Source organism: Porphyromonas sp. COT-290 OH3588 (assembly GCF_000769075.1).
In the GTDB taxonomy this organism is placed as follows: domain Bacteria; phylum Bacteroidota; class Bacteroidia; order Bacteroidales; family Porphyromonadaceae; genus Porphyromonas.
The window spans coordinates 232,686-257,699 of sequence record NZ_JRFC01000014.1 but is presented as its reverse complement, the minus strand read 5'-3'; the positions used below and the strand labels follow the sequence as shown (position 1 = coordinate 257,699).

The 25,014-nt window shown below is 50.5% G+C and carries 19 protein-coding genes and 1 pseudogene; 10 read left to right on the top strand and 10 right to left on the bottom strand.

Going from position 1 to position 25,014, the window contains the following annotated elements:
- Positions 1-8: 8 nt before the first annotated feature.
- The 10 genes and pseudogenes from HQ48_RS09485 to uvrA all read left to right on the top strand — a co-directional run.
- A pseudogene (locus HQ48_RS09485) lies at positions 9-407 on the top strand (DUF2721 domain-containing protein); the annotation flags it as partial.
- A 691-nt stretch (positions 408-1,098) separates the two neighbouring features.
- A complete protein-coding gene (locus tag HQ48_RS02860) occupies positions 1,099-3,285 on the top strand; it encodes a glutamine synthetase III (protein ID WP_044231590.1) in 2,187 nt (728 codons plus the stop codon).
- Positions 3,285-4,625: an MATE family efflux transporter gene (locus HQ48_RS02855; RefSeq protein WP_044231589.1), complete on the top strand. Its 1,341-nt coding sequence runs from the start codon at positions 3,285-3,287 to the stop codon at positions 4,623-4,625. Before HQ48_RS02860 ends, HQ48_RS02855 begins: the two co-directional genes overlap by 1 nt.
- 175 nt (positions 4,626-4,800) lie before the next feature.
- Positions 4,801-5,391 (top strand): DUF3109 family protein, encoded by a 591-nt coding sequence (locus tag HQ48_RS02850; RefSeq protein ID WP_044231588.1) that lies wholly within the window; start codon positions 4,801-4,803, stop codon positions 5,389-5,391.
- A gap of 7 nt (positions 5,392-5,398) precedes the next feature.
- Positions 5,399-6,403, top strand: coding sequence for a D-alanine--D-alanine ligase (locus HQ48_RS02845; RefSeq protein WP_044231587.1), 1,005 nt, complete (start codon positions 5,399-5,401; stop codon positions 6,401-6,403).
- Positions 6,404-6,424: 21 nt separating this feature from the next.
- Positions 6,425-7,588 carry a 1-acyl-sn-glycerol-3-phosphate acyltransferase gene (locus HQ48_RS02840; RefSeq protein WP_044231586.1) on the top strand — a complete coding sequence of 388 codons (1,164 nt, stop codon included), beginning with the start codon at positions 6,425-6,427 and terminating at the stop codon, positions 7,586-7,588.
- A 38-nt stretch (positions 7,589-7,626) separates the two neighbouring features.
- Positions 7,627-8,064, top strand: coding sequence for a BT0820 family HAD-type phosphatase (locus HQ48_RS02835; protein WP_044231585.1), 438 nt, complete (start codon positions 7,627-7,629; stop codon positions 8,062-8,064).
- Between the two features lie 27 nt (positions 8,065-8,091).
- The gene (locus HQ48_RS02830) at positions 8,092-8,796 is read left to right on the top strand and encodes a DUF4271 domain-containing protein (RefSeq protein WP_044231584.1); all 705 of its coding nucleotides are present in this window, start codon (positions 8,092-8,094) and stop codon (positions 8,794-8,796) included.
- Entirely contained in the window at positions 8,797-9,546 is a 750-nt protein-coding gene (locus tag HQ48_RS02825) for a uroporphyrinogen-III synthase (RefSeq protein WP_044188979.1), read from the top strand. It abuts the gene before it with no gap.
- 112 nt (positions 9,547-9,658) lie between these two features.
- On the top strand, positions 9,659-12,511 hold the full coding sequence (uvrA, locus tag HQ48_RS02820) for an excinuclease ABC subunit UvrA (protein ID WP_044231583.1): 2,853 nt from the start codon (positions 9,659-9,661) through the stop codon (positions 12,509-12,511).
- Positions 12,512-12,648: 137 nt separating this feature from the next.
- Here uvrA and HQ48_RS02815 read toward each other — a convergent pair whose 3' ends face one another.
- From HQ48_RS02815 to HQ48_RS02770, 10 genes are all read right to left on the bottom strand, one after another.
- Positions 12,649-13,053, bottom strand: a complete 405-nt coding sequence (locus HQ48_RS02815) for a hypothetical protein (protein WP_044231582.1) — start codon at positions 13,051-13,053, stop codon at positions 12,649-12,651.
- Between the two features lie 44 nt (positions 13,054-13,097).
- On the bottom strand, positions 13,098-13,589 hold the full coding sequence (locus tag HQ48_RS02810; RefSeq protein ID WP_044231581.1) for an HU family DNA-binding protein: 492 nt from the start codon (positions 13,587-13,589) through the stop codon (positions 13,098-13,100).
- A 350-nt stretch (positions 13,590-13,939) separates the two neighbouring features.
- Positions 13,940-15,757: a leucine-rich repeat domain-containing protein gene (locus HQ48_RS02805; protein ID WP_044231580.1), complete on the bottom strand. Its 1,818-nt coding sequence runs from the start codon at positions 15,755-15,757 to the stop codon at positions 13,940-13,942.
- A 34-nt stretch (positions 15,758-15,791) separates the two neighbouring features.
- Positions 15,792-17,657, bottom strand: a complete 1,866-nt coding sequence (locus HQ48_RS02800; RefSeq protein WP_081969698.1) for an Omp28-related outer membrane protein — start codon at positions 17,655-17,657, stop codon at positions 15,792-15,794.
- 215 nt (positions 17,658-17,872) lie between these two features.
- Positions 17,873-19,201: a transglutaminase domain-containing protein gene (locus HQ48_RS02795; protein ID WP_044231578.1), complete on the bottom strand. Its 1,329-nt coding sequence runs from the start codon at positions 19,199-19,201 to the stop codon at positions 17,873-17,875.
- A 222-nt stretch (positions 19,202-19,423) separates the two neighbouring features.
- Positions 19,424-20,662 (bottom strand): hemolysin family protein, encoded by a 1,239-nt coding sequence (locus HQ48_RS02790; RefSeq protein ID WP_044188995.1) that lies wholly within the window; start codon positions 20,660-20,662, stop codon positions 19,424-19,426.
- A gap of 27 nt (positions 20,663-20,689) precedes the next feature.
- Positions 20,690-21,418 (bottom strand): LPS export ABC transporter periplasmic protein LptC, encoded by a 729-nt coding sequence (locus HQ48_RS02785; RefSeq protein WP_052408945.1) that lies wholly within the window; start codon positions 21,416-21,418, stop codon positions 20,690-20,692.
- A gap of 18 nt (positions 21,419-21,436) precedes the next feature.
- A complete protein-coding gene (locus HQ48_RS02780) occupies positions 21,437-22,792 on the bottom strand; it encodes a lipopolysaccharide assembly protein LapB (RefSeq protein ID WP_044188997.1) in 1,356 nt (451 codons plus the stop codon).
- 44 nt (positions 22,793-22,836) lie between these two features.
- Positions 22,837-24,162 (bottom strand): hypothetical protein, encoded by a 1,326-nt coding sequence (locus HQ48_RS02775; RefSeq protein ID WP_052408944.1) that lies wholly within the window; start codon positions 24,160-24,162, stop codon positions 22,837-22,839.
- Positions 24,137-24,886 carry a type III pantothenate kinase gene (locus tag HQ48_RS02770; protein ID WP_044189000.1) on the bottom strand — a complete coding sequence of 250 codons (750 nt, stop codon included), beginning with the start codon at positions 24,884-24,886 and terminating at the stop codon, positions 24,137-24,139. The genes HQ48_RS02775 and HQ48_RS02770 overlap by 26 nt, the downstream gene beginning before the upstream one ends.
- Positions 24,887-25,014: the final 128 nt, after the last annotated feature.

The window sequence follows — 25,014 nt, the reverse complement described above, 5'->3', positions numbered from 1 at the left end:
ACCAAACAATGCACGGCCTTGACCTAACTACGCCGTCGCTATTATTCTCGGCTATCTCGCTTATCTTGCTAGCCTATACCAACCGTTTCCTCTCTTATGCCTCTGTGGTTCGTAGCCTCAAGGAGAAGTATGATGCCGATCCCGAAGCTGATCGCACCTCGCTGGCGCAGATCCGTAACTTCCGCATACGCCTCAAGCTCATCAGAGCGATGCAGACTCTTGGGGCAGGCAGCCTGCTTTTCTGCCTGATTGCGATGTTCTGTATCTACAATCGTTGGATGGTCGCTGGGGATATTACCTTCGGCGTGGGTATGGTGCTGTTGGCTGCCTCACTCGTTTTGTGCATCATCGAGGTTCAGATCTCGGTAGAGGCGCTAGAACTCAATCTGCAGAGCATCAAGGATCGCAAGAAAGAACAGAGGGATCCGACGCAAGGCGGTTCATTTCGCCGTTTGGGTATGAAGCGCCGTGAAGGAGATGATGACAAGAAGGAGCAGAAGCAGCAGAAAGAGCAGAAGCCCCGTGAGTCCAAAGAGCGCAACAAAGGACAGCAACGTGAGCAGAAGCCTCGTGCAGAGCGTGAACCACAGCCTCAGCGTGAGCAGAAGCCTCGTGTAGAGCAACCCGCTCGTGAGTCAGTAGAGGAGAAGCCCCAACAGGAGGCCCGCCAGCAGCATGAGCCTCGTGAGCGCAGAGAGCGCCGTGGAGGCCGTAGCCAGCAGCAAGCTCGCCGTGAACCAAATACAAGTGCAGAGGGGACGGTCGCAGAGATTAGTCGCCCAGAGCAACCTCTGCCAGTAGCTTCAGCTCCAGCAGAGTCGGGAGCCACGGAGTAGGTTGGAATAGAACTCGTGTGAGCATTAGCTAATAAGGGGGTGTGCCGAGTGTAAATATCGTCACGCTCCCTTTGGTCGTTTCATGGTGGGCTTGGTTTGGTTGATTGCCAAGTATGGTTGTTGATGAAGCCGAGCGTGTTGCGTACCTTTGTGCTCTCTAGGATTAAGGTCAAGAAGCAGTCTGTCCGAGTGGTTCTCCCTCTGCTTCTGTGGCACGATGATATGAAGTACATTATAATATTATTTAGAATTAGAAAAACGAATGTCTTACTTGAGATTTAAGGCATTGGAGCAGGCCACAGAGCGTAAGGCTCTGCACGTAGATCCCGTACAGGCCTCTGTCGCTGACTACTTTGCGTCAGCTGTATTCACTCGCCAAACGATGCGCCGCTACCTCAGTACGGAGGTGTACAAGAAGGTATCTCGCCACATCGACGAGCGACTACCCATAGGCCTAGAGCTGGCCGACCAAGTAGCCGCTGCGATGAAGATGTGGGCGATGGATCACGGCGTGACGCACTATACCCACTGGTTCCAACCTCTGACCGATGGTACAGCCGAGAAGCACGACTCCTTCGCTAGTGTTACCAACGAGGGTGGTATGATTGAGGAGTTTAGCGGTAAGCTCCTCACACAGCAAGAGCCCGATGCTAGTAGCTTCCCACACGGAGGCCTACGCAATACCTTCGAGGCTCGAGGCTACTCGGCTTGGGATCCGTCCTCGCCTGCCTTCATCGTAGACGACACACTATGTATCCCGACGGTATTCGTTTCGTACACGGGCGAGGCATTGGACTTCAAGACGCCTCTACTGCGCTCACTCGATGCGCTTAATAGAGCCGCCACCCGTGTCGTCAATTTCTTCAACCCCGACGTAGAGAGCTGCACGACCTTCCTAGGCTGGGAGCAGGAGTACTTCCTCGTAGATGAATCGCTCTTCTACGCACGCCCCGACCTGTGTCTGACGGGGCGCACCCTGATGGGGCACGAGAGTGCCAAAAATCAGCAACTCGATGACCACTACTTCGGCGCTATCCCCGAGCGTGTGCAGGAATTTATGAAGGATCTGGAGTACGAGTGCTACAAGCTGAGCATACCAATTAAGACTAGGCACAACGAGGTCGCCCCCAATCAGTTCGAGATCGCCCCTATCTACGAGGAGTGCAACCTAGCCAATGATCACAATATCCTGCTCATGAGTACGATGAAGCGAGTGGCTAGCCGGCATCGTTTCCGTGTGTTGCTGCACGAGAAGCCCTACGAGGGGGTAAACGGTTCGGGCAAGCACTGCAACTGGTCGATCGGTACAGACACAGGCGCCAACCTTTTCTCTCCGGGCAAGAATACACAGGAGAACCTACGCTTCATTGCCTTCATGGCGATTACACTGATGGCGGTGTACCGCAACAATGCCCTCCTAAAGGCGAGCATCGCCTCAGCCACCAACCTGCATCGCCTCGGCGGTCACGAAGCGCCCCCAGCGATTATCTCTTGCTTCCTCGGCAGTGAGGTAAGCGCCGTACTCGATCGCTTCCTCTCTAGCAGTAGCGAGGACGCCATCGTCATGGACGACAAGAAGGGCTATAGCCTAGGTGTAGGACAGATCCCAGAGCTCCTACTTGACAATACCGACCGCAACCGCACATCTCCTTTTGCCTTCACGGGGAATAGATTCGAGTTCCGTGCAGTCGGCTCATCTGCCAACCCTGCGTGCGCCATGCTTAGCCTATGCTCGGCTCTAGCCTATGAGATGGAGCTATTTGCCCAGCAAGTAGAGCAGCGCTTAGGAAAGGTTGGTGCACAGACGGCACTCTTCCAGACGATACACCAATATATCAAGGAGTCCGCACCCATACGCTTTGGAGGTAATGGATATAGCGAGGAGTGGCATGCCGAGGCCATACGCCGTGGACTAGATGTAGATGTGCATGTCCCTCGTCTATATGAAGCCTACACGGCAGAGCTGTCCATTCGTATCTTCGAGCAGATGGGGGTGCTCACTCGGGCCGAATTGGAGGCACGCAACGAGGTCAAGTGGGAGATCTTCGTCAAGAAAATTCAGATCGAGAGCCGTGTACTGGGCGACCTCTCGCTCAACCACATCGTCCCCGTAGCGACGAAGTACCAGACGATGCTACTAGACAATGTGACCAAGCTCAAAAACGTCTTCGAGGGTGAGCAGTACGAGGAGCTTGCCTCGGGGCCTAAGCACCTGATCGCCGAGATGAGTCGCCATCTAAGCTCGGTGCATACGATGGTAGAGGAGATGGTAGAGGAGCGCAAGAAGGCGAACCGCATCGAGAGCATGCACGAGCGTGCCTATGCCTACCACGACAACGTCTTGCCCTACCTCGCCAAAATTCGCTACCACATCGATCATCTAGAACTCATCGTGGATGACGAGATGTGGCCACTGCCCAAGTATAGAGAGCTACTATTCATACAGTAATGGCGACGGTCAAGGATCTTACAACTGGCAATCTGCGTAGCCATCTGTACAAACTGGCTCTGCCCATCATGGGGACGTCTTTTGTGCAGATGGCCTACAGCTTCACAGATATGGCTTGGCTCGGACGGCTAAGCAGTGAGGCTGTGGCTGCAGTGGGGACAATTTCGGTTTTTCTCTGGATCGCCCACTCGATCGCATACTTCAACAAGACAGGTAGCGAGGTAACCATCGCCCAGAGTATCGGGCGCAACGATATCGATCTGGCACGTGTCTACGCCTCGCACAATACGACGCTTAGCTTCATCATCGGGGTGAGCGTCGCGCTACTCTTTGGCTTCTTCGCCACAGAGATGGTCGATCTGTACCTGCTAGAGCCAGAGGTGAGGGCCGATGCCTTGACCTATATGTACATCAGCCTAATCGGCTTCCCCGAGATTTTCCTCACGGCAGCCCTATTCGGCATCTACAATGCCTCGGGCAATAGTAGTGTCCCCTTCCGCGTACTAGGCTTAGGCTTGGTGTGCAATATGGTGCTAGACCCCTTGTTGATCCACGCGATGAACCTAGGCGTAGCAGGAGCGGCTTGGGCGACGGTACTTAGCCAGCTCATCACGCTCATCTACTTCCTCTATAGATTGCGTATCAAGGATCATCTGTTTGAGCGCTTCCCTCTACTCACCCGCCTCAAGTGGCCACTAGTCTGGCGCATCACGCAGATTGGCCTACCTGCCGCCTCGCTCAACGTCCTATTCGCTCTGGTAAGCATCTACATGGGGCGCTTGGCCTCGTCGGTAGGCGGACACATTGGCGTAGCAACGCTGACTACCGGAGGACAACTAGAGGCGCTCACATGGAATACCTCCCAAGGCATCACCACTGCGCTCTGCACCATCGTAGGGCAGAACCACGCAGCGGGTAAGCGTGACAGAGTGTACAGCACCTACCGCATAGCTCTGGCTCACACGCTATTCATCGGTCTTATCGGGACGCTCATCTTCGTCTTTTGGGGAGAGGGGTTGTTTGCTCTAATTGTCCCCGAACCTGCGACCTATCAGTCTGGTGCAGTGTACCTACGCATCAGTGGCTATTCGCAGATCTTCATGATGGCGGAGATCACGACCCAAGGGCTATTCTATGGTATGGGACGTAGCTATCTACCGGCTGGTATCAGCATCTTTGGCAACTATCTGCGCATCCCTATAGCACTCTACTTCATCTCTCTAGGCTGGGGCTTGGAGGCAATCTGGTGGGCCATCAGCCTCTCGTCCATGCTCAAGGGGTTACTCTCAGTCTTGGCATTGCTCTGGATTTACAAAAGGAAGCGCACTTCCATCGCCTAGAGGGGTCGTCCATAATATCCACTATTGGGGGCTGTACTTGGCTGTGCAGCCCCCAATAGTGTGCAAATATCTTCTTGCCCGTCGTCCACTTAGCATCATCATTAAGTGTGCAAGGACGCAGGCTCAAGAAACCAGTCAAGCAATTAATAAGGATATACTATATCTTTGTAGTTATATGATAGAGATAGGAGACAAGATTGTCAGTATGGACGTCTTCGAGGTGCTCTTCGCCTGCGACTATGAGCAATGCAAGGGAATTTGCTGTGTCGAGGGAGATAGTGGAGCCCCACTAGAGCCCGGTGAGGCAGAGATGCTACGCAAGTACCTACCCGAGGTAGAGCATCTGCTCTCCTCTCGTGCTAGAGAAGTCATCGCCCAGCAAGGTGTCAGCTATATTGATGAGGAAGGCGACGAAGTAACCTCCATCGTCGGGGGTAAGGACTGCGTCTTCACGACCTATGATGAGCGAGGCAACTGCTTGTGTGCCTACGAGAAAATCTACTACGAGGGCAAGATCGACTGGATCAAGCCTATTAGCTGTCAGCTCTACCCGATTAGGCTGACCAAATACAAGGACTTCACAGCGGTCAATTACCATAAGTGGAGCGTATGCAAGTGTGCCCTCAAGCGAGGTCGTAAGGAGGGCATACCAGTCTATCAGTTTCTCAAAGGGCCTCTGGTACGTACCTTCGGGGAAGAGTGGTACGACCAACTAGAAGGAGCAGCTCGTCTGCTGAAAGAAGAAAGATCAGAACAAGACAAATAGCTCAAGTATGAGTATCAACAAAAAACCGAATATCGCCGTCGTGGCAGGAGGCTATTCGGGTGAATATAGTGTTTCGCTTCGCTCTGCCGCAGGCTTGCTCTCATGGATTGACCGAGAGCTATTTACGCCGTACCTCGTGCGCGTCGAGCGCGATGGTTGGTGGGTCGATATGGCCGAGGGCGTGAGCCTCAAGCTCAGCCTAGACGACTTCGGCTTCGACCTACAAGGCGAGCGCATCACCCTAGACTATGCGCTCATCACAATCCACGGAGCGCCGGGCGAAGACGGTCTGCTACAGGGCTACCTCGATATGAAAGGTATCCCCTACAATACGGGCGGAGTGCTTACCGAGTCGCTTACCTTCAACAAATACTTCTGCAACCGCTACCTCTCTACCTACGAGGGGGTAAGAGTCGCCCAGTCTCTGCGCCTACTGCGCGAGCAAGCAATTCCCAAGTCGGAGCATATAGTGGAGCAACTGGGCCTGCCCCTCTTCGTCAAGCCTAATACTGGTGGCTCGAGCGTAGCCACCAGCCGAGTGGAGGGGATAGAGGAGCTCGAGCAGGCCATACAGACTGCATTTGCCGAGAGTCGAGAGGTCCTGCTCGAGCGTTTCATCTCGGGTACGGAGGTAACCTGTGGTTGCTACCAAGTAGGCGGAGAGACCAAGGCTCTGCCCGTGACGGAGGTCGTTACGCACAATAGGTTCTTCGACTTCGACGCCAAGTATAATGGGCAAGTCGAGGAGATCACTCCCGCGCGCATCTCGGACGAACTGACCCGACGCATCCAAGCCCTCACGGAGGCGATCTACGGCTATGTCGATGCACGTGGCATCATCAGAGTAGACTACATCATCGAGCAGGACGGCTTGCCTACCCTACTCGAGGTCAATACAACACCGGGAATGACTCCCACGAGCTTCATTCCACAGCAAATAGCTGTAGCAGGGCTAGAGATTGGTGCAGTCTTGACGGATATTATCCAAGCAGGCCTGCAAGACAAACATTAACTTAAACTATGATTTTTGGCTATGGATTACGATAAGTATCGAGATATACGCCCTCTGACGCCCGAGGAGGTGCCGGGGGCGATTGAGATGTTGCTTGGCAATGCTACACTACAGGCAACCTTCGAGGTTCTCAAAACGGGCAAGAGCTGGGCAGATCTTGGCAAGTTCTTAGAAGGGACGGACTCGACGGACGAATTCAAACGCCGTGCTGGCTACATGCTGGTCAAGCACGTGATGGATAGCACTTGCTCAGCCGTTAGCTTCTTGGGCGAGGAGCATCTAGCAGCCGAGGCTGGCTACACCTACATCTCCAACCATCGAGATATTATTCTAGACTCCGCCTTCCTCAACGTGCTACTCCTAGAGGTCGGACGTCGAATGCCACAGGTCGCTATCGGGGATAACCTGATGCTCTATCCGTGGGTAGAAACGCTAGCCAAGCTGAATAGTAGCTTCATCGTACGTAGAGGCCTACAGGGACGCGACATCCTCCTCGCAGCCAAGCAGCTCTCGGAGTATATGCACGATGCTGCAGCCGAGGGCATATCTATGTGGATCGCTCAGCGGGAAGGCCGCTCCAAGGACTCTACCGACCGTACGCAACCAGCTCTGCTCAAGATGTTAGCCATGGGCTCGGGGCGCAAGGGTATCGTCGAGTCCCTACTACCGCTAAACATCGTGCCTACATGCTGTAGCTACGAGTATGACCCCTGCGACTGGCTCAAAGCTCGCGAGATGCAGCTCAAACGCGACCAAACCGACTACCGCAAAACGAAAGCGGAGGATGGACTCAATATGCACACTGGCGTCTTCGGCTACAAGGGTCGAGTACACATGCAGGCAGGACGTCCGCTTGCCGATCTAGTTGAGCCGATTGAGTGGGACGAGATCAAAGAAACCGACCGAGTAGAAGTACTGGCTCGCCTTATCGACAAGGAGATCCACCTCAACTATAGGCTTTACCCTGGCAACTACGTGGCATGCGACTGGCTCAACGGCGAGAGCAGGTATCTAGACCGCTATACAGAGGCCGAGAAGCAAACCTTCGAGACCTACATCGCCGAGCGCCTAGCACTCGTCAAGATGCCAGAGGGCATCGAACCCGATATCGACTTCCTACGTCGCCGTATGCTCGAGATGTATGCCAACCCCGTGATCAATGCCGAGAGGGCATCGAGCGAGTAATCCACCAAACAATAAGAACTAGACAGAGACCATATCGTATGATTATAGCTGTTGACTTCGACGGGACAATCGTCAAACATCGTTATCCAGCCATCGGAGAAGAGATTCCATTTGCCATCGACACGCTCAAGATGCTCCAAGAGGAGAGGCATCGCCTAATCCTCTGGACGGTACGCGAGGGCAAGCTCCTTGACGAAGCCGTTGAGTGGTGTCTCAAACGTGGGCTAGAGTTCTACGCCGTCAATAGAGACTTCCCAGAGGAGGATGCGACCGGAGAGGGCTTCTCGCGCAAACTCAAGGCAGATCTATTCATTGACGATCGTAGCTTCGGCGGCTTACCCGACTGGGGGGTTATCTACCACCGCATCAAGGCAGGTAAGGCACACGACGCCGACTGGGGGCGCTTGTCGCTATTCTCCGACGACGTCTACCAAGCGCCTAAAAAGAGCTTTTGGGATCGCGTCTTTGGGCGCTAATCCCTCTATCGGTTTTATCGCGTGGCTATGGCACAGGGGGTTTGGGCATCTCAGCCCACTATAGACGTTCTGTATCTGACGGCAGGGATAGGCTGGCTACTGGGGTTACTGCTTCTGCTGCTAGTACCGGGGCTTATTGGTCTGACGGTCAACTCCTATCTACATAGCCGTACAGAGCGTGTGTCGGCCTACATAGCCCGTTACGTCCCCTACCCAATATATTCGGGAGCAGTACACCTGCTCAACGCGCTACTAGGAGCCAATCTACTGCTACGCCTGATGCAGAGGCTAGAGCTATTTGAACTCAGCAGCGGCCCAGCCGAGGTGTGGGGCATCTATTTGGGCATCTTCTTGGGGCTACTTGTTTGGTTTGCTTTCTACCGCATCAGCTTCTCCATGTGGAGCTACATCTACATGCCTGCCGAGGGTGCCCAACTTCTCAAGCAAGACTATTTCGTCATCTCAGCGATTCGAGGTCTGCTGATGCTCCCACTCACATTGATCTTGCTATCGCCCGTATCTACATCTATGTGTCTATGGCTATTAGGTGGCTCATTCGTGCTCTGCCAGAGCCTCAGATGGTTACAGGCGGTAAGACGTCTATGGTATGGAGAGGACTCCTATATTTATATTTTTTTGTACCTTTGCGCCCACGAATTGCTCCCCTGGATCTATTTAGTTCTAGGAATTAGCTGTTTGAGAAGTAGCGAATACATAGAGTACATAATATAAATGGCAATAAAGAAAATTCTCATCTCACAGCCACAACCTGAGTCTGGTAAGTCGCCCTACTACGACATCGCCGCTAAGTTTGGCGCAGAGATTACCTTCCGCCCCTTCATTCAGGTAGAGTCCTTGTCGACTCGTGAGTTTCGTAATCAAAAAATCAATATTCTTGAGCACTCGGCTGTAATCTTCACGACACGTAAAGCTATGGAACACTTCTTCCAGCTATCTGAGGAGCTTCGCCTGACCATGCCCGAGACTATGAAATACTTCTGCATTAGTGAGCAGGTCGCCAACTACCTACAGAAGTTTATTGTCTATCGCAAGCGCAAGGTATTCTTTCCTCCTACGGGAACTACGGATGCGTTAGTAACCCTCATCCACAAGCACAATAAGGAAACATACTTCCTCCCTCTACCCGAGGAGCATAAGAATGACCTGATTGATATGCTTACGGTGAAGAGGATCAGCTTCTCCAAGGGGATTATGTTCCGCACCGTACCTTGTACCTTCACTGAGGAAGAGCGTGCAGAGCAATATGATATGATGATTTTCTTCAGCCCAGTGGGGGTTACTTCTCTACAGCAGAACTACCCTCAGATCAAGCAAACCGAGGTGCACATCGGCGCCTTCGGCCCACAGACTGCCAAGGCTGTCGAGGAGGCTGGCTTCCGCCTAGATCTCTCCGCTCCAACCCCAGCCGCTCCATCTATGGTGATGGCTCTAGAGCAGTATCTGGCCAAAGAAAAGAAATAGGCACGAGCCGAGAAATCGGATTTGGATAGACCTATCAATCCTATATACTGCCCCGTACGTACTGGTAAGCCCTACCTATACGTACGGGGTTTCTGATTAAAAAGTCGACGCTATGGCAAAAAAGAAATCGGATAAACCTCAAGGTTTTGTCTCCGAACAAGCAGGCCTAATCACCCTCAAAGGGGTTCGGGTCAATAACCTCAAAAATATAGACCTAGAGATCCCGAGAGGAAAGCTATTGGTCGTAACAGGAGTCAGTGGCTCTGGTAAGAGTTCGCTTGCCTTCGAGACCCTCTATGCAGAGGGACAGAGACGCTATGTAGAGAGTCTCTCGGCATACGCACGCCAGTTTCTAGGGCGTATGCCTAAGCCAGAGTGCGACTGGATCAGAGGGCTACCGCCTGCGATCGCTATCGAGCAACGTGTCATCAGCCGCAATCCACGCAGTACGGTGGCGACCTCTACAGAGATCTACGAGTATCTACGCCTGCTTTATGCACGCGTGGGGCGCATGATCTCCCCAATCAGTGGAGTCGAGGTCAAGAAGCATACGGTAGAGGATTTGCTCAACTTCGCCTCGGCTCAGGTCGCTGGCTCTAGGATCTATTTAGTAACGCCTCTCTACCTTCCAGCAGGGCGCAAAATCAAAGAACATCTAGACATACAGCTCCAGCAGGGCTACACACGCCTCTGGCTAGATGGAGCAGTCATCAACATCGAGGACTACCTCGTGGGTAAACCCAAGAAAGGAGATGAACTCTATCTACTGATCGACCGCATGGTCGTGAGCGAAGACAAGGAGAGCCTCAAGCGTCTAGGTGATAGTGGAGAGCTAGCTTTCTTCGAGGGTAAGGGCAGATGCCGATTGGTCGTACAGTCGCCCGAGGGTGTACTATCGACGCATGACTTTAGCAATATCTATGAGGCCGATGGACGTATCTTCCAAGAACCATCGCCCGAGATGTTCAGCTTTAACAATCCTGTAGGCGCTTGTCCCGAATGCGAAGGCTTCGGTAAGGTGATGGGCATCGAGGAAGATCTAGTAATCCCCAACAAAGAACTCTCGGTCTACGACGATGCCGTAGCCTGCTGGAAAGGCAATGTCTCTAGCGAATGGAAGCGGTACTTCATTCGACATGCTCAGCCATTGGGTTTCCCAATCCATCGTCCCTATTGCGACCTTAACGCCGAACATAAGGAAATGCTCTGGCGTGGTGTACCGGTCGAGGGGGATACATATGTAAAGACCGTGGGAATCGACTCTTACTTCGCCGTACTCCAACGTGACCTACACAAGATACAGAATAGGGTACGCCTCTCGCACTTCAAAGGCAAAACGACCTGCCCAAGCTGTCGAGGTGGACGCCTCAAATCGGATGCTCTATGCGTACAGGTGGGTGGCAAGAATATCGCAGAGGTCGTATCCATGACACTGACGGAGGCTAAGACATTCTTCGATGAATTGATCCTCACTACCACAGAAGAAATGATCGCACGTCGCCTACTCCAAGAGCTTAGAAATAGAGTTGGCTTCCTCATCGAGGTTGGGCTAAGCTATCTCACCCTCGATCGCCTCTCCAATACACTCTCGGGAGGAGAGAGTCAGCGTGTTACTCTAGCTTCTCAGCTGGGTAGTAGCCTTGTCGGCTCGCTCTATGTCCTCGACGAACCAAGCATAGGTCTGCATCAACGCGACACCTCTAGATTGATTGGCGTGGTTAAGCGCCTAAGGGATTTAGGCAATACGGTTGTAGTCGTGGAGCATGACGAAGAGATGATGCGTGCCTCAGACTACATCGTTGATATAGGCCCCAATGCAGGACGTCTAGGGGGCGAGGTGGTCTACTCTGGCCCTACGGATGCGATCGACAAGCAGACTCCCGGACATACTGCAGCCTATCTATCTGGTCGAGAACAGATACAGCTCCCTAAGTATCGCCGCCAATGGAATAACTACATTGAGCTTAAGGGAGCACGCAAGCACAATCTGCATGGTTTGCACGTTCGTTTCCCGCTCAATACGATGACTGTTGTCAGCGGCGTCAGTGGCTCGGGGAAGAGTACACTCATTCGAGATATTCTCTTCGAAGGCGTGCGCCGTCGGCTCGCAGGCGAGTCGCTGGACGGAGTGTCCTGCACATCGCTAGAGGGAGAGCTTGGAAGCATCAAACAGATTGAGTATGTGGATCAGAACAACATCGGGCGAAGCTCTCGCTCCAACCCAAGTATCTACATCGGCGCCTACGAGGAGATCCGAAAGCTCTATAGCGAACAGCCTCTAGCCAAGCAAATGGGCTACAAACCCTACTACTTTAGCTTCAATAAGGAAGGCGGACGATGCGAGGCTTGTAAGGGAGATGGCTTCACGACTGTAGAGATGCAGTTTATGGCAGATATCACGCTGCAATGTGAGGAGTGTGGTGGTAAGCGATTTCGCAAAGAGCTTCTAGAGGTGGAGTATCAGGGCAAGAATATACATCAGATCCTAGAGATGAGTGTAGACGAAGCGATTGGCTTCTTCGACACCCACAGCAGTCACTCTAGCCTCTCCCACACGATTATCGAGAAGCTCAGACCTTTGCAGGAGGTTGGTTTGGGATACATCAAACTCGGCCAACCAAGCTCTACACTCTCGGGTGGGGAGAATCAGCGCGTCAAGCTAGCCTATTATCTAGGGCAAGGCAAAAAAGACCCAACGCTCTTCATCTTCGACGAACCAACTACGGGTTTGCACTTCCACGACATCAAAACTCTACTCAAAGCCTTCAACTCTCTCATCGACAGCGGACACTCTCTGATCGTCGTAGAGCACAACCTCGAGGTTATTAAGAGTGCTGACTGGGTCATTGACCTCGGTCCAGAGGGTGGAGCAGGAGGCGGAAAAATCGTCGTAGAGGGAACTCCCGAGGAAGTCGCCGAATGTGAAGAGAGCTGGACAGGACGCTTCCTCCGTCCTCTCGTTTGATTATACGAGGGCAAATAGACAGGCTGATGGTGAAGCCTTGCCCCCTTAAACAAAAGAGCATAGAACGGTTGCAGGACGAATGTGTCATAGTCAAAACTTAATTTCACCACACCCCCTTTACTCTCTAAAGAAAAGAACTACAACTTATCAATGATAGCTTGAATGTCTTTTGCTTGAGATTCGTTAACCAAGTCTATTAGTTCAATAGCCTCATTTTTCCTCAACCATGTTATCTTGCATGAAACTTCTTGAGAGAATTTATGTACTTCCTTAGTTGAGCCTCCTCTAGTTCTCGTTGCAGTAACTAATATATCGCATTCATTTTCTTTGCAGAATTTGATGTTTTCGGTTAAATCGTAGTCCCTATCTCCTGCTGTGGTAACTGCAATCCGGTGTCCCTTATAGACTACAACTTCGCGATGATCCAGATGTAATTCTTCGGGAGCTATTACTTTTGTTGGCTCTAGTAAGCCGATTAGAATGTTTAAAGTAGGTGTTTTACCCTTATTAGCACTACCGTATAAACAAATAATTTTCTTCATGATATTTCGTTAGTTTATATGCTTAAAAACTCTCTGCTCCTTTTTTACAGGCCGGCGTGGTCGCCGTTGTTGATGGGTGAAGAGCTGCCGCCGCTGTTGGGCTTTTCGTCCTTCTTGCCCGAGGAATTGTAGGTGACATCAAGCACGCGTTCGGCACGCTCCATGCGAACGCCCTTGAGTGCCGTCTTAACCTTAACACGAGGCGTGTAGATGACCTTCGCCTTGTCTACGAGTTCGATGCTGACCTTATCGGCGCTATCGACACCCGAACCAGTCTTAGCCGTGATGCTAGGGCGGAACGTTCCCATATCGCCACAATCCACGCTCTTGCCGTCTTGGAGCAGACGGATAAGCACCTTCGAGGCGCGGTCAAAGACTGCCTTAACATCAGCCGAAGAAACTGTCGTCTCGTCCGCCACAAGGTCGATAAACTCCTCAAACTTTACATCAGAATGCAAATGAATTGCAGGATACCAAAGCGTCTTGCTGGTCTTGCCGAAGCCTGCTTTTCTCTCGATTGCTTTAATCTTAATCATACTAGAGTTAATTTACTGTGAATAAATGTGTTTTATCAAGGCTCAAAAGTAGCTAGATTTTCGTATATACGAAAATAAATTTCCGTATATACTCCGATAAATTTTCTTATATACGAAAATTTGCCGCCGTATATACCCAATCCGATGGACGTGGCGAAAGCGCTACAAACCGATAGGTAGCTGGCTACTGGCATGAGTATCCCAAGATAAAGCCTTACGCCCTCAGATGATTGCTAGGGCTATTAACCGAAGCTCTCTGAATGAAGGGAAAAGGGGCTGTGGCAAAAAACAATTTTACCACAGCCCCCTTAGTCGTTAGGAGAGGTTAGACAGACCTCTATATTTTGCTCCTATCTGACGATACGGATCCGGTAAGCCTTCGCTACCCCAGAGATCTTCACGAAGTATGTCCCTTCGGTTAATGTATCTACTGCGACTGTCTGTAACTCCTCCGTGCACAGACCTTGAGCAACAATCGCACCTTCTAGATTATAAATACTATAGTATTTGCCTGAAGCTCCTGAGATCGTGATCATCTCTGAGGTTACACTGGGATAAACCTTGGCTAGATGTTGTTCCAGCTCTAGGGCACTGCTATCATCGTATCCAGGGTATGATTCTGCTCTCCCTCCCGCAGTGTTCCAGTTTAGTACTGACCAGCCCTTAGCTTTGGCTTGATTTACGTGCTTGATGGTGCATTGGTTTCCTTCTTGTTCGCCCGATAGGTCCACTACGAAGAATTTATTGCTTCTAGACACAGTAGGTAGGCTCTCGATGAGTCTACTCATCGCCTGTTTCTTGATCCCATTACTATAGCAACCGATCTCTTTCAAGGCGGGTGAATAGATTACTAACTCGCTGAGCTGATTCTTCTGACATTTGAGATTTTCAAGCTTGGTATTCTTAGATAGATCAAGCTTCGTGAGTTGATTACCACTACAGTATAGCGTTGTTAGCTCGGGGCAGGATGTCACATCAATCTTTGTGAATTTGCAGTCCGAGATATTCAGGGTTAAAAGAGCTTTATTCTTCGATAGATCAAGCTCGCTAAGCTCTGTGTCGAAGATTGTGAGTTCCTCTAGCTCTGGATTTTGAGATATATCTATTTTGGAGACTCCAGTTGCGTCAAGTTGCAGAACTCTCAGCTCCCTGAGTTTAGATATGTCAATGTTGGTGATGCCCTTGTTTCCAGAGTAATTTATTATAAGCAACTTACTGTCTTTCTCAGGGAGTAGCACCTCTGATAGCTGATTATTACCCAAATAGAGCTTGCTTAGCTTGATATTTTTGGATAAGTCAACACGCTTGAGCTCGTTGTAGTTAAGTTGCATCTGAGTAATCTCTAGGTTGTTGGATAGGTCTAGCTTGGCAAGCTTGTTGTTAGGGGCCCAAAGACTTTCCAGCTCAGGAACGTACTGAAACTCAAGCTCGGAGATAGCACAATCTGCCATATTTAGCACAGACAGCTTAGGTAGTCTCTTTAGGTCAAGCTCGAACCCGGGGAGTGTGCTGATGTTTAGGGCTATCATTTCGCTAAGATTACCTTGAGGCAGTTTGCTCATCTTCGTTTCGCTAATATCCAAAACCTGTAGAGCCTTTACAGGGCTCAGGTCAAGCTCCGAGAGTCTTGGGTTTTGTGCAACACGTAGATCCCTTAGCTTGCTTAGCCCAGTTAGGTCAATACGCTTAATCTGATTTTTGCTCAGGCTCAATACTGTCAGATTTGTATTGGCTGATAGATCAACGATCGCGATGCTATTGTCCTGAGCTGCGAGCTTCTCTAGTGCAGGGTTACCCTTAGTTTCTAGCTTAATCAAATTGTTGAACCCACAGAATAGAGTAGTTACAGGACCATATATGGTGAGCTTGAGGTTTGACTTCTCTGCATCAATAGTCCATAGCCCTTCGGAGTCAGTGGCTTCGTCATTCCAGCCTTCATTGGCATCCCTTTTTCCGTTGCCATTGAAGTCCACCCAGACTAGAGAGCGGTCTTTCTGAGCAGCCCCTAGATATATTCCCCATGGCATAGGCACAGGAGTATCTCCTTCACCCTCTGTCGCCTCTAGGACGATCTTATAGTCCTTAGGTTCTGTTTGGGCAGAGGCCAGAGGCATAGCAATGGCACAGCCAAGCGCAATGGCTAGACAATGTTGTAATGTTTTCTTCATAATTTTTGTACTTGTAACTGATAGATTGATGTTCTTAATGTACGAATAGCTTATGGCTGTGGTAGGCACCGTTTATTTTCACACGCACCACATATATTCCTGGAGCTAGTTTCTTTTGATTTGAGCGGGTAACAAGTCGTCCAGATAGCTCATAGACCTCTAGGCTCTCAACTAGCTCATCGAGTAAGATGTAGCCATCTACAGCGTATGGACGTATGTGTTCGATAGCAAGAACGTCTGAGTTTGATGTGGAGCTATTCCACCAGATTGTCTTGGAGGCATACACCTGTCGTTTGTCATGATTGATAGCCGACATATTCTGATGTGCGAAAACTACAATCTTTAGATTCTCCGTCTTCCAATTCTTATCGTAGGCCACATCTTTAACCTCTAGGGCAAATGACCCATCAGCCTCTAGCTTGATCTCTTGTCCAAGAGGAGGTGTGAGAAACTTCCGTGCCACTTGGTCGTGTGTGAAGCTTTTGGGAGCGTTCGACTGGTTGATAGATGGGACGTGATCCTCTGTAATTACAGCTGTCAGATACAAGTCTTCCGAGTCTATATAGCCAGTCTGTCCTTTGACAACTAGGTTGATCTTGCCTTCCTTAGCTGTAGATGCAATCTCGGTGAAACGGAGTGCTTCTTTTATGTTCTTAGCCTTTTCGTATTTAGCTTCTTTGACTGAATATTTGCCAACGAGAGAGTTTTGGTCCTTGTCATCTGATACTCTATTGAGCATCAGAGCAGGGGCGTATGTCTCGCCCGGAGTAAAGGAAAAATACATTACTGGCACGGACTCTGCGATCGTGAAGCTGTCCTCACCATAGCCGACGTGGTGGGCGATCACACTTACCTCCATACCGTCTGCTTTCATCTGTCCGATAAGTTCTCTAAGTGGCTTTTCGGATGCAGGGCAGTTGGGACATCTCTCCGTTGTGAAGCGCTCTATGAGAATACTGTTTCTAGCCCATGAGCCATTGGGGGTGGTTACCTTGTAAGGATAGTGCTTAACGTAGTGGCTCATTGACTGAGGTTTGCCGTTAATTTGTGTGATCGAAGCGTATGCGATACCTATGCCTCTGTTGGGAGCTTTGGTCGTGGCTTCAACCTCCTGAGTAGTCCCTGGAGCGATATTGACTCCTTGTATTACAACTCCTTCTTTAGGGTTTTTGCTATACTGGGTTGATAGGCTCAGGCTATTGATTGCTTGATGCCCTAGGTTACGAACTTTGAATTTGATTGTGGCAGGCTGATTAGGTGATAGTTCCTTGCCGTAGAAGCCGCCACCTACTAGACAAGCCACATGAGCCAGAGCGTTGGCTTTGTCTTCGATGTCAACGAAGATCATGGCATTTCCCAACTCTGGGCTGTCGTACTCAGATAGTTCGGTTGAATCCCCCTCTTCTACATAGTTCCCTCCAATCTCGATGAAGTTCGTCTGAGGGAGATTAGCCCCCTGTGTAGATTCAAATGCCACTGGCTGAGCTTTGCCTACAGCCTGTAGTTGGTACCCTACTAGATATTGCTTGCCTTTCTCCATAGTAAAAGGCTTCTCGAGTGTTACCTCATTACGGCCAGCCTTAAACTCGTCTAGCTGTTGAATCATCACGATTTTTTTGTCGGTTTGATTCGCAATGAAAACACTAGGACTGTAAGCTTTTTGGTCCGGAATGACATCGAATGAAATACCCTTGATGACATTGCCGGGTGACTGAGGAATTTTGATAGCAACCGATAGATAGCTTGTCGTACCAGCCCCTAGGCCCCTACTGGAAGCTTTGGGATCGGCGTAGCCAAACTTAAAAGATGGCGTAGAACCCTGAGCCATGGCTGGTCTAGATGTACCAAGGCATAAGAGGACTATGCTCAAGAAGAGAAATGAGTAAAGAATTTTCTTCATTTTTTGTCTATGTTGAAGGTGTTATTAAGCAATTTGTCACACTCAGTGGATACAAATATACAAAAGTGTTTCAACTATTAACTAATGTCGCTCTGTGTTTTTAGATATTTTTTGATTTCAAGCCTTAATAAACAACCAAAGCGTGCCGCAATGCCCCCGATTTTATAGGGTCTGCGGCACGCTTTGTCTATCTATTTATTGCTTGGAGGTAATGCTTAGTAGCGAACTATTTTTAGATTTTCGTCACAACCAGCGAAGGCTTTGGGGGCTATTGTCTTGATTGATTGGGGAACATAGACAGTTTGGAGATTGGGGCATTTCTCGACAGCGTAATCCATAATGACTTCTGTCCCCTCGGCGAAGTGTAGCTCTTCGATGCCTTGGTGGTTGTAGATGATATTCTTGCCGATCTCTTTCTCTGCCTTTAGGTAGGCTCTCTTTAGTCGTGCTGGTATGAGGAGCAGCTTACCTGCTCCTTCTCCTCGCTCATATATACTTCCGCGATAGTCCTCTAGGTGTTTGTTTTCTGGATCAATGGCAATCTTCTCTAGCTCAGCTCCTGCATAGAGTAGTTTGCGATTGCCCGATAGGCCTAGATGCTTGATGTTGGCTCCTAGATAGATCTCACGAATGGACTTGGGCAGAGTGTTGGGGTTGAAGTTCGTAATGCGGAAGCCTCCTATGCTGTAGGGCACTATGAGTTTACCATTAGCCGCTTCTCCATGCACATTGCCGACAGTGAGTTCTTTATTCTCGTAGATATAAGTTAGCTTATCATCTTGCCACAGAGCGAAGTCTAGACGCTCAGGCAGCAAGAAGTCAAACTTATCCTTGCGTTCGGCCTCGTAGAAGATATTATTCGTTGGATCCGAAACATACCATTTCCCGTCTAGCAAGGTATAGTTCCATGCATGTCCCACGGGAGGTCCCACGGTGCGGAACTTGGCCAAGCCATTGACCACTGGTGCGTTGATGCCTTGAGTATAGCACATTACTTTGAGGAGGTTTGCGTAGCCTTGGCAGATAGCATTCTTATACTTATAGCTTGAGTAGGCGCTGTTGTAGTTGGGAATTGTTGTATCTAAGATATGCCCATATTTCACGTTTGAAGTAATCCACTTGAAGAGGGCTCTGTGCTTCTCTAGCTGATTGCTTGCTTGGCTCTCCTTGACTAGCTTGTCTGATAGTTTCTTGATTTCCGCTAGCTCCGTCTGAGAGATCTGAGTTTCTCCTAGAGCGATAGGTTGATCTAGCTGTTTACTAGAGAGCATGGCCAATAGCCTCTCTGCAGGATAGCCTGTTAGCTCTACAGAATTGTCGGGTATGGGGAATGTGGCTGTTTCTTCGCCACTGGGCTCGGTAGGTTTAGGTTGCTCTTCCTTTGGTCCCTCAGGTTTAGGCTCTTCTTCCTTTGATTCCTTGACCTTAGGCTCCTCTGTTTTTGTAGTGTCTTCTTGCTTGGGGAGAATGGGGTCTTGCTTTTTGCAAGAGGTCGTCAGTGCTACCCCTAGAAGCAGATAGGCAAGCAGGTGTCTTTGGTGCATACGTCTAATAGTGTTTGAGAGTTGATTTATCTGATTGGTTTAGTGCTTCGGTTGAGTTTTGCCAATGCTCGATGTCTATCCCTATTTTGTGACATTTTCGAGCGATTAGGCGTGCAAATATATACACAGCGCATATTTTTTCAAGCGACAAAGTAAGCTTTGTGCCGATTGATCTAGGTCTTAGCCCACGATGAGTCTGCTCTGTAGGGTGAGATGCTTGGCTTAGGGTATGGTCATCTTCACAAGTACGATCTTGGTTGAGGTAGATCTTAGGATCTCAAACCTTAGTTCGCCAATCTCGATCTTCTCTCCTTGACTTGGAATGCTGGGGTGATGATGTAGGATAAAGCCTGCTACGGTCATAAAGTCTTCGTCGTCGGGTAGGGTAAGGCCAAATCGTTCGTTCACGTCGTCGATCTCCATGCGTCCACTGAGGATGAAGGTCTTGTCGTCCACCTGCTTGGCCACACGTTTTTGGAAGTCGTGTTCGTCTTCGATATCGCCGAAGATCTCCTCGACTACGTCCTCTAGGGTAACGAGGCCAGCGGTACCTCCCAGCTCATCAATCACGATGGCGATGCTCTTCTTGCGCTGCATCAGTTGCTTCATCAGCTTGCTGGCAAACATACTCCCTGGGACGAAGAGAGGTGGCACGATACGCTTCTGCCAGTCGGGGGATCCAAACATCTCGCTCGAGTGTATATAGCCAATCACTTCATCTATATTCTCCTTGTAGACGATGATTTTTGATAGCCCCGTCTTGATGAAGGTATCTTCCAGTGTGCTCATCTCTGCTCCGTATTCTACACCTACGATTTCGTTTCGTGGTATCATACAGTCACGTACTTGTAGGCTGGGGAAGGAGATAGCATTTTGGATAATCTTGACTTCCGTCTCGCCCTCTCCCCCAGAGGGCTGGTTGCTCTCTAGGTAGTGCTCGATGTCGATCAGAGAGAGGCTTGGTGTGATCCCTGCACTCTCTTGCTTCTGCCCAAAGAGCCAAAGAATTGCCCGTGAGAGCAGAGAAATCAAGAAGACGCTCGGGTATAGTACCACATAGATGAGCCACAGAGGTAGGGCACAGATGTGTAGAATGAGGTTGGGGTTCGTGCGGAAGGTAACCTTGGGAATAAATTCGCCCACGAAGAGAATGAGTATGGTACTGAGGATCGACTGTGTAAATAGTACCAATATATCATTCTGCAACCAATGCATCAGCTGTGGCTCCATCAGTCGTGCCATGAGCAGACCATAGATGACTAGGGCGATGTTGTTGCCTAGTAGCATCGCTGTGATGAAACGGTCTGGGCGACCGTAGAAGAGGCTTAGGATCTTGGCCGTCACACCTCCTTTGTTCCTATCTAGCTCTAGGCGTAGCTTATCCGAAGATAGGAAAGCGATCTCTATGCCAGAGAAGAATGCAGAGGCAACGAGGCTAATAAGCAGATAAATGTAAATCATACTCGGCTTATGTGGTGGTTACAATCCTTATTGAGTTGGGCGAAGCGCTAGGCTATCTCGCCTTGTGGTGTCTGTTTGTACTGTCGTGGGGCTACCCTCCTTGTCCTCCTCGAACTCGACTACTCCCCGATTGTTGTAGATCGAGTATTGACTAAGGTCATCGAGGGCATCGAAGCGATCTCCATGGAGCTCACGTCCTTGAGTGACGAAGTAGGTCGTATCGTTGGAGTAGAGCTTGCGCTTGCTCCTATCCCAGTAGAGCTTGGGGGTGTAGAGCCTACGCCCCTCTGGGCCATGGATGCGTACATTGCCAGTGAGGATCCACTCATCTTGGCTGGTTTGGTAGACGGCATGGTCTGCCAAAACGAGCATCTCACTTGTCTTGATCGTGTCATAGTCCTCTAGACGAAGCCCCTCGGGGAAGACCCATTCTTTCCTCTCTGGCTGGTCATAGACAAGCCAGACGGGGCTCTGCAGGCGATACTTGACTACTCCCGAAGTGTCGGAAACCAGCATATCTACATCGAGCGTACGGATGCGGTAGCTAGAGTCTAGGTTGATGCCGAGCTGCTCAGTGTCTACTTTTTTCTTACCACAACTGGCCAAGGCAATCATTAAGCAAACGGCTAGAGTAGGCAGCAGTGCAGGCCACAAATGGGTAAAAGACAAAAGCCCCCAAGGCGAGCCTACGAGAGGCTTGCTTGGGTGGCTTGTCTGCCTATCACGACCCGTATGGGTCGATTGAGGGTCGTCCATGAAAAGAACAACTAGTGATTAGCGAATGGTCGTAGTACCGTAGCCGGGTACCGTGAAGCTCTTGCCCTGACCTAGCTCTGGGTGCATAAAGATATCGGCAGCAGAGGGTAGAGATTTGCTATATATACCGATCAGACGGTTAGCTTCGCTCGATACTCTAGGATCGGCAGCGGCAGCAGCACGTAGCTTATCGATGACTAGGAAGTAAACGGCACGTTGCTTCACCTTGTCGTCTGGGAAGATGTTGTCGGCAGACGAGCCGATGATCTGTGCAATCTTGATCAGCGAGCGACCGCTCTTGGGGTTGAGGGCAAGGGCATTGTTGCTATGTGTACGAGCAGCACCATAGTTCCCTTGTACCATAGCTAGGTCGGCAAGCACTTCGTAGCACTTCACCTTGTCGCTAGCCTTGTCTGCCAGCTCAATAGCTTTCTGCAGATAAGAGTTTGCCTCGCTGTAGTTCTTGTCACGGATAGCCTTGCCTGCTAAGCCCATTGCAGCGCCAGATGATGGCTCTAGAGCGAAGAGATAGCGGCTAGCCTGATAGTAGGCAGGAGCGTCGCAGTCGGGTGTGCTACCGAAGAGGGCGCAAGTCTGCTTGAGGAAGGGCTTATTGTCTTTGTTGGCATCTACCTTCTCTAGGGTGTAGATCTTCGTCAAGATGTCGCAGCCTGCTAGACCACTGCTGGCGAAGTTCTCGTCCATTGGCTTTTTGTAGAGCTCGATGCGGCTTGTCATCTTCTCGTCGCCTGCGGCAGCCTCGAGTTGCTTGTCCATATACTCCGAGGCAAGCAGGTAGTCGTTGATGTAGGTTTCGTGCTTGGCCTCGTCCTTCTGGGCTACGGCACGAGAGGAGAATACATAGTAGTAGAGGAGCTGTGGTGTAGCGCTCTCTGCATACTTCTCCACGGCAGGCTTAGCCCACTCGTAGACCTGAGCATAGTCTACCTTGTCGCCTTGGAGCGTTACGTAGTCGTGGATCTTATTACCCATGATCACGTCTAGACCATACTTCTGGTCGTCACCGAAGTATTTGGCACGTGTGTCGTACATCTTTAGGAGTTGCCCTACGAGTTCGTCACGTTTGGCTGCGTCTTTCTCCTGCTCGATCTTCCATTTGAGGATACGAGCGCCATATATATAGATGTTTTTGCTAGAGCCCGGGCACTCAGCGTATGCTTGCTTCCATGGCTCGTAGGCATCTTGGAAGCTACCAGCCTTGGCATAGCCACTGAATAGACTTAGGTTCTGACGACAACGGATACTATCCTGTCCAGAGCCAAAGGGTGTGCCTGTAGCCACCCCTGTCTGAGCCATTGCAGACGTAGCCATAAGCATAGCTGCTAGGCTCAGGAGAGATTTGTTCAGTTTCATTTGTTCTTCGTTTTTATACCTAAAATAACATTACTTCTACTCTCTTAATCGACACGTGCCTTGCGGAACCAGCCCTCGTTGAAGCTAATACCTAGGTTAAGTCCTAGATAATGCTCACGTATCATACCACTCACCTTAGGCATCAGGTGCTTGTAGTCTAGGCTTATGTTGAGCATCGACCTGCGATCTACCAATGGTAGCCCTATACCTGCTGTAGCGCCGAGGTCGTAGTAGCCAGCGAACTGCCCCGCAGATGTGGGAACCTGCATATATGAGTTGCTTGCGTTGAGCCCGAAGCGATACCTCGCCCTCCGGAAAGGACTACGTGCTCTATAGTTGGGTGTCCACTCCGCCCCGACGGCTATGCGCCATTGATCTTGGAATTGAGCTTTGGGGTCGTCGAACTGTGCCTCTGACCACTTACTATATTGGACATCGGAACCAACCATAAGTTTATTGGCGATGCGGTAGGTCAGCCCAAGTCCCATCGTCAAGGGGAGCGAATAGGGGCGATTCTTAATCGTGTCGCTACTCATCAACTCTCCACTACCGCTGGAGCTGAGGAGACGGTGAATACGAGTCCTCTCGGAGGAGAAACCAACCTTGGGCGAAAAGATAGCACCCACCACTAGGCTGTGGCTGTGTTGGTCGAGTGAGTCGAGTCTAAACTCGTATTGAGCCCCTGCGTCAAGCTTGAGGCCTCTGAGGGCTAGCTCTTCGCTGTGCACACTATTATATGCGCCAGAGGAGAAGTAAGTCACCTGCCTTGTGTGGGTCGTATGCCCAAAGACGATTGCCCCATTGACCCCGACGGAGAGGTGCTTGAGTGGGCGAGTCCCCAGACCGAGGTAGAGATTGTTGTAGTTGCCAGTGCCTTGGTAGGTACGCAGTGATTCTCGCTCGTTGCGGTCGCCTCCTAGACTTGTCGTATTGCCGAAGCTATAGCCCGTAGTCCCTAGGGGCATCATACCAGCACTCAGTGCCATGCGCTTACTCATCGGGAAGATCATCGTCACATACTCGAGGTTGCCTAGTGTTTTGCTGTCGCTCTCTTTGCCCTCGGAGAGGATAGAGGTGCGTAGTGACACCCCTAGATCCATCAAGAAGGTCATAGAGTCTACGGCCGTATATGAGGCTGGGTTGAGCGGGTTGGTAATCATCGGATCGCGGAGCCCTATTCCTAGCCCTCCTAGAGCCCGAGCACCAGCGGTGGTAGACTGCCCAAGCGTTCCATAGCCAAAGCGGCTATAGGGCGAGCGGTCGTTGTTGCTCTGAGCTTGCAGAGCCTCACCAGCCATGCCTAAACTCAGTAGCAGGGCCAGAGCCCAAGCACACGCAGAGCCTCTAGAGGTGATTATTTTCTTTAGCATGTTTGTTATACTCCAATATGTAGTTTAGACCGTACAGCACTAGGTCTGGTACGATCTCCAGTTCGCTCTTGAGCTTCTGTCCCAGCAGGTCGGCATCTCCTCCCGTAAGGAATACCCGACCCTCGGGGTGCTGCTCCCTGAGAGCTGATATATACCCCTCTATCTCGTAGAGAAGCCCTAGCAGAGCTCCGCACTCCATAGCCGACACGGTGTCCTGCCCGAAGCCTTCACTCCTCTGTACCTCCTCTACTAGAGGTAGCCGATTGGTAAACTCGTGCATTGCCCTAAGACGAGCATGCAGCCCCGGTGATATGTTACCTCCGAGATAGCACCCAGATGCCCCGATACGTTCGTATGTGATAGCCGTGCCAGCATCGATAGCCAAATGTTCGCCCGTACCACCGGTCAGAGCGCATGCTCCCACAGCGGCAGCCAGTCTGTCGCTCCCTAGGCGAGAGCGGTCGTAGTGAACCTCAATGGGGACAAGCGAGTCTGCGCCCAACTCTACCACTGTTGGTATGCGAGATGTGAGCAACGCCATTGCCCGATCGTCCTGCTCGCCTACAGAGCTGTAGATAGCCGAGGATATAGAGGGAAACTCCTCCATGAGCTCATCAAAGGTTTGCTCACAGAAGCGAGGTAAGGTACGCACAGAGCGTAGCTCGTCCTCTATATAAACTGCTACTTTGCAGATCGTATTGCCTTGATCGATTACTAAGTTCACCGGTCCTTGTTTTGCCAACTGAGCTGCAAAGTAACTATTTTTTTATCTAACAGCGTACCTCGCTCTAAAGCAAGCATTAGCAAATATATACAAAATCTCTCACAATATATCATGCTAATCTTATTTAT